The following is a 6326-nucleotide window of genomic DNA, read 5'->3' on the forward strand; positions in this document are numbered from 1 at the left end:
CCCCATTGTTCAACTGCCCAAGTTTGGAGGTCTGTGAAATTTTCTAATTTCATACTCTGACTCTAATACACCCCATTTCCACTTTAAAAGATGTTGGTAATGACAAGCCCTTATAGGGTGAGGGCGTTTTTGCACATTTGGGATGCTTCCAAATAAAACCCGTTCAAATTCAATTTGAACGGGTTTTAGTTAAACTAAATTGCTCGACTTATCAAAACCTTGACTATGCAATTACAAATCAGGAGGTAAAATTACTTCATCGATCGCGTGAATAACGCCATTAGAACCAGTAATATCAGCCTGAGTAACCTTGGCATCATTTACAGTTACGCCAGCCTTAGGATCAACTTTAACGTTGATAGCACCACCTTCAATGCTTTTAACTTCACCAGATTTTAAATCAGTTGATAGAACCTTACCAGGTACTACATGATAAGTTAATATCTTGACTAAAACTTCTTTATTTTCTGGCTTCAACAAATCTCTGACTGCATCTGGTGGCAATTTAGCAAACGCAGCATCAGTAGGTGCGAAAATTGTATAATTCTCTTTTCCAGCTAAAGTTGTTGTTAATCCAGCTGCTTTTAAGGCTTTAGTTAAGGTGCTAAAGGAAGCATTGGACTCTGCTAATGCTACCAAATTCTTATCTTGGCTATTATTGCTAGAACCACTACCTGGTGCAGTTTGGTTAGGTGCTGGTGTTGTGGGTGTTGTGGGTGTTGCTGGTGTTGCTGGTGTTGCTGGTGTTACAGGTGCAGCAGGTGTTGTGGGTGTTACTGGTGTTGCTGGTGTTGCTGGTGTGCTGGGTTTAGGTTCAGGTGTGCTGTTTGAGGTAGGTGTAACTTCAGCACCTGCAGTGCGGCTACCACGGTTGTAAGGAGGCTCATTAAAAATACTAGGATTAGGATTGACACCTCTTTTCTTAGGCTTCTGTGCTACCAAATTTCTGTCTGAAGTCGCACCTTTTGCTGTATCCTCTGTAGACTGAACAGGAGTATAGTTAGCGTTAGCATCTATACGTTGACTGCGGTTGTAGGGTGCTTCGCTAAAAATAGTAGGGTTAGGATTTGTTACCTCTTTTGCTTGAGATGGTAAGTTAATTAAGAGGCTGCTTCCTGCAATTCCGACTATACCTGCCAGACTGGTCAGCAATTGGCTGTAATTTGCCTTCATAAATTTTTTTTGTTTTAACTTTGCACAGGTTACATAAAGACTTATAACATTTTGCTATGCCAAAAATCTCACCTGAGAAGCAAGATGTTTTCACCAAAATCCTTGATAATTCTCGAAGATGATGCCGCTTAGGGATGATAATTTTATTCAGAAATCATGGTATCAACAATTGCAAGGTATGTTGAAAACTTCAGCAATATCTATATAAGTTAACTTAATTATTTAACTTTCTTAAAAATTCTTAGCAAGTAATTTGGTAATGATTTATACTGTGTCTTGCGTGTATTTTAAGTCAGAAAAATGCAAATAATCAGTGCAAATTCAGCACGAAGATGTTAGGTTAAGTTATGTATAACTCCCAAAATAATTTAATTATTTGATCGTTGCATCCACAGGTAAATCATTTTCTGATATGCTAGCTGATTTACCAAAAAAAGCGGAAATTTTACCGCTCTCAGATACTAAGTTAGCTCGCCATCACGGCATTAATTGAATTAGGAAAACGATAACTGAAACTGAAGTTACAATTAGTAACATTGCTCAATTAACTAGTTATAGGGTCAGCAAAATGTTGGAATTATACCAATGGGAACTTTCACAATATTCCGAAAAAGTGCGGTTAATTTTAGATTATAAGGGGCTAAATTATCGCAAAATAGAGGTAACACCGGGAATTGGCCAGGTAGAATTATTTCGGCTGACCGGTCAAAAGCAAGTACCAGTGTTGAAAGATGGTGGTAGATATATTGTTGATTCTACAGAAATAGCTAAGTATTTAGACTTAGAATATCCCGATCGCCCACTGATACCCACAGATCCGAAAAAAAGAGGTGCATGTTTATTAATAGAAGAATGGGCCGATGAGTCAATCGGGATTAAAGGACGTAAGGCACTATTTGCAGCAATTAGTCAAGACCAAAATTTTCGCAAGTCTTTATTACCCACCTCCACACCAGATATCCTCAAAACTTTAATTGAAGGTGTACCCCGCGATTTCTTAACAGTGTTGGGTGTGGGTGTAGGTTATAGTCCAGATGTGATCAAATCTGCGATCGCAGATTTAAAGCAAGACTTAGAAGCACTCACCCTACTATTAGCTGATAGTCCCTATTTATTAGGCGATGAACCGAGTTTAGCTGATTTAGCAGTTGCCGGGTTATCGATTATCTTAAAATTTCCCGAAGGGCCTTATTTAGATTTACCCGCCAGCTTACAAGGTAAAGGCGTCCCTGGATTAGCAGATAATCCCGATTATGCTTCATTCTTTGAATGGCGCGATCGCCTTTATAGCCAATTCCGTAAACCCTTAATCGGGACTTCACCATCAGCAAGCAGACCAACTTCGATTCAAATTGATTAATTAGTCATTAATCATTAGTCATTGGTCATTAGTCATTGGTCAAATAACGAGGACTTCCGCACTAAATACTCAAAGTAGGGATAATTTATCAATTACCCCTACCCAAGAATTAGATTTTCGGTCACATCTAGCCTCAGTCCAAATCACAAAGGACAAATGACTAATGACAAATGACAAATTGTGCTAAAATTTCGTCGCAAGCTTGAACTCTACAACTAGAATGCAACATAAGTTCAGCCCAATATTGATATATCTAATCAAATGAATTCTGGACAACCTTTAGGTTCAGTTACCCAAGGCTCTCTCACTGGAGGGTTAGAAGTTAGATTACACCCGGATATTTCTGTGGAAGATATGCGGGTGGGGAAATTTTTAGTTGTGCAAGGGATGCGATCGCGCTTTTTCTGTATGCTAACAGATGTGGCGCTGGGAACTGCAAATGCACGCATCATTGCCGATCCACCCCATTGGGAAGATACTTTTTTACGGGAAGTTTTAGCAGGTAGCGGTACTTACGGGACAATTAATCTCGCGCCGATGTTAATGTTTACCCCTGAAGAAGTAGCAGAATCTTTTTCTCCCACTAATGGTAAATCTGCTAATCCCTTTGCATCGTCGATGACTGGTTTGGCTTCATTTCAGCCACAAACCAGCACTACAATGGAATTACTGCCAGTCAAAACCATCCCCAGTCACTTTAGCCAAGTTTACGAAGCCAGCGAGGAAGATTTTCGCCGCGTTTTTGGTTGGGAAGATGATACCCAGAGAAAAAATTTCTCCATCGGGAAACCTCTGGATATGGATGTACCTGTATGTATCGATTTAGATCGATTTGTTGAAAGAAGTAACGGAGTTTTTGGTAAATCCGGTACTGGTAAATCCTTCCTGACGCGCTTAGTTTTAGCCGGGATTGTCCGGAAAAACGCGGCGGTAAATTTAATATTTGATATGCATTCCGAGTATGGCTGGCAAGCTGTCTGCGAAGGCAAGCAATATAGTACAGTTAAAGGTTTAAAGCAGTTATTTCCCGGTAAAGTAGAAGTTTATACCCTCGACCCAGAATCCACCAAGCGCCGGGGTGTGCGGGATGCGCAAGAACTGTATCTGAGTTACGAGCAAATAGAAGTTGAAGATGTAAAATTATGCTCCCGCGATTTGGGACTGTCGGATGCAGCTTTAGATAATGCCAATATTCTCTATGCTGAGTATGGCAAAGCTTGGATTCTTCAGTTGTTGAACATGACGAATGAAGAAATTAAGCTGTTTTGTGAAGAAAAGCGGGGACACCAAGGTTCAATTATGTCTTTGCAGCGCAAACTTCTGCGCTTAGATAATTTAAAGTATATGCGCGCCGCTTGCCCGCAGAATTATATTAATCAAATTTTGCGATCGCTCGAAGCAGGTAAGCATGTAGTTGTAGAATTTGGCTCCCAGTCGGATATGCTGTCTTATATGTTGGTGACTAACATGATCACCAGACGCATTCACGGCCATTATGTCAGCAAAGCCGAACGTTTCTTGCACAGTGGCAATGTAAGCGATCGCCCGACGCAACTTGTGATTACCATTGAAGAAGCCCACCGCTTCCTCGATCCCGCCATCGTTCAAAGTACAATCTTTGGTACCATCGCCAGAGAGATGCGGAAATATTTCGTAACACTTCTAGTAGTTGATCAACGCCCGTCGGGGATAGATAATGAAGTTATGTCCCAAATTGGGACTCGTATCACTGCTTTGCTCAATGATGAAAAAGACATTGACGCAATTTTTACGGGAGTCTCCGGTGCTGGTAGTTTGCGATCGGTATTAGCCAAATTAGATTCTAAGCAACAAGCATTGATTTTGGGTCACGCCGTCCCCATGCCAGTAGTAGTCCGTACCCGTCCCTATGATGCAACATTTTATGCAGAAATTGGCGATCCAGCTTGGGAAGAAAAACCAGACGCAGAATTATTCGCAGCGGCTGAACTAGCCAAAGCTGATTTGGGGTTTTAGTCATTTGTCAGAGACGCGATGAATCGCGTCTGTACAATTGTCTCCCTTGTCCTCCTTGTCCTCCTTGTCCCCCTTGTCCTCCTTCCCTAACCCCTAGCTCCTGCCCCCTGCCCCCTGCCCCCTGCCCCCTACCCCTGTCGTAACTCCCACAAACAATCAGTTCGGTTATCTCCCCCCTCCTCGGCAACAGAAGCGGAGGTTTTCGCGTCACTATAGATAATAGTTAGCACTCTAAAGGAAGTGACAATTTTTTGCCAAACAAACCACTTTATCCTATAATTGAAAGATTTATCTGGAATACTTTACTATCTAAAATATTTGTCGTATACTATTAAAAGTAGAACTCATACTGACTTCATATTTTTTCCAGTTACCGCCAGTGACTGATAGCAAGAAGAATTCTTGACAACCAGCCAGTGTATTTCTAAGAGATTAAAGAATTTATTCAGGGTAGGGGAACCTATCTAGAGGAAGCACCGTCGTTTCAACGAATGTATAAATTGATTGTTAACGATCGCTGCCTACCTTCCGTGATAGATGTAGTATCTTGCCTAATCTGACTTAATTATTAAAGATTCATTGTGTTTACGGAGTAGAGGACAACGCACCAATGCCTACTGTTAACACCCAAACCGAAAACCTCAACACCAAATTCACGGCTGATATGGTGCGAACCTATCTGCGAGAAATTGGTCGTGTGCCGCTTTTAACCCGTGAACAAGAAATTGTTTTCGGGAAACAGGTACAACAAATGATGACGCTAGTAGACGCCAAAGAGGCTTTGGCGAAGAAGTTGCACCAGGAACCGAGTTTGTCTGAATGGGCGGATCACGTTCACCTATCCGAAACCGAGGTGAAACAGACTGTAGCTCAAGGTAAACGAGCGAAGCAAAAGATGATTGAAGCGAACCTGCGTTTAGTAGTCGCTATTGCGAAAAAATATCAAAAGCGCAATATGGAGTTTCTGGATTTAATCCAAGAAGGAACTCTCGGCTTAGAACGGGGTGTAGAAAAATTCGATCCCACTAGAGGATATAAGTTTTCTACCTATGCTTACTGGTGGATTCGCCAAGCGATTACCAGAGCGATCGCTCAACAAGGACGGACAATCCGCTTACCGATCCATATTACCGAGAAGCTGAACAAAATCAAAAAAGTACAAAGGGAACTAGCGCAAAAATTAGGGCGATCGCCAAATCCGGCAGAAATTGCCCAAGAATTAGAACTAGAACCCATGCAAATTCGCGAGTACTTAAACATGGCTCGTCAGCCAGTATCTTTGGATGTGCGCGTCGGTGACAACCAAGATACCGAGCTGCAAGAAATGCTAGAAGATGACGGCCCTTCTCCAGAGTATTACACCACTCAGGAATTCTTGCGTCAAGACTTGAACACTCTGTTGGCGGAACTTACACCCCAACAACGGGAAGTTCTAGCGCTGCGCTTTGGATTGGAAGATGGTAACGAAATGTCTTTGGCGAAAGTAGGTGAAAGATTAAATCTCAGCCGCGAACGTGTTCGCCAGTTAGAGCATCAAGCATTAGCTCATCTACGTCGTCGTCGAGCCAATGTTAAAGAGTATGTTGCCAGCTAGCAGTCAACAGCTTTTAAATAACAATGAAGCCTCCTATTTTTAGGGGGCGATTTTTTTATTAGTCATTAGTCATTAGTCATTAGTCATTTGTCTATATCAGGACTTACGCAACTGGCACAGGCGATCGCCTACGGCACTCTTGCCGAATCCCCAAAAACTAAACGATAAACATGGGAACATCTGGACGTTTTAGCTGCTGAATTA

4 protein-coding genes are annotated in these 6326 nt (G+C 41.8%); 3 read left to right on the forward strand and 1 reads right to left on the reverse strand.

The window, feature by feature from the left end; genetic code table 11:
• Positions 1 to 231 precede the first annotated feature (231 nt).
• On the reverse strand, positions 232 to 1173 hold the full coding sequence (locus tag H6G08_RS36605; RefSeq protein WP_190552181.1) for a fasciclin domain-containing protein: 942 nt from the start codon (positions 1171 to 1173) through the stop codon (positions 232 to 234).
• Between the two features lie 568 nt (positions 1174 to 1741).
• Here H6G08_RS36605 and H6G08_RS36610 point away from each other — a divergent pair.
• The 3 genes from H6G08_RS36610 (at position 1742) to H6G08_RS36620 (ending at position 6122) form a co-directional block, all read left to right on the forward strand.
• The gene (locus H6G08_RS36610; protein WP_190552183.1) at positions 1742 to 2533 is read left to right on the forward strand and encodes a glutathione S-transferase; all 792 of its coding nucleotides are present in this window, start codon (positions 1742 to 1744) and stop codon (positions 2531 to 2533) included.
• 261 nt (positions 2534 to 2794) lie between these two features.
• Positions 2795 to 4528, forward strand: coding sequence for a helicase HerA domain-containing protein (locus H6G08_RS36615; protein WP_190552185.1), 1734 nt, complete (start codon positions 2795 to 2797; stop codon positions 4526 to 4528).
• 610 nt (positions 4529 to 5138) lie between these two features.
• Positions 5139 to 6122, forward strand: a complete 984-nt coding sequence (locus H6G08_RS36620) for an RNA polymerase sigma factor, RpoD/SigA family (protein WP_190552187.1) — start codon at positions 5139 to 5141, stop codon at positions 6120 to 6122.
• The last annotated feature ends 204 nt before the right edge of the window (positions 6123 to 6326 follow it).

This window comes from Calothrix anomala FACHB-343 (assembly GCF_014696435.1).
GTDB classification, from domain to species: domain Bacteria; phylum Cyanobacteriota; class Cyanobacteriia; order Cyanobacteriales; family Nostocaceae; genus Aulosira; species Aulosira anomala_A.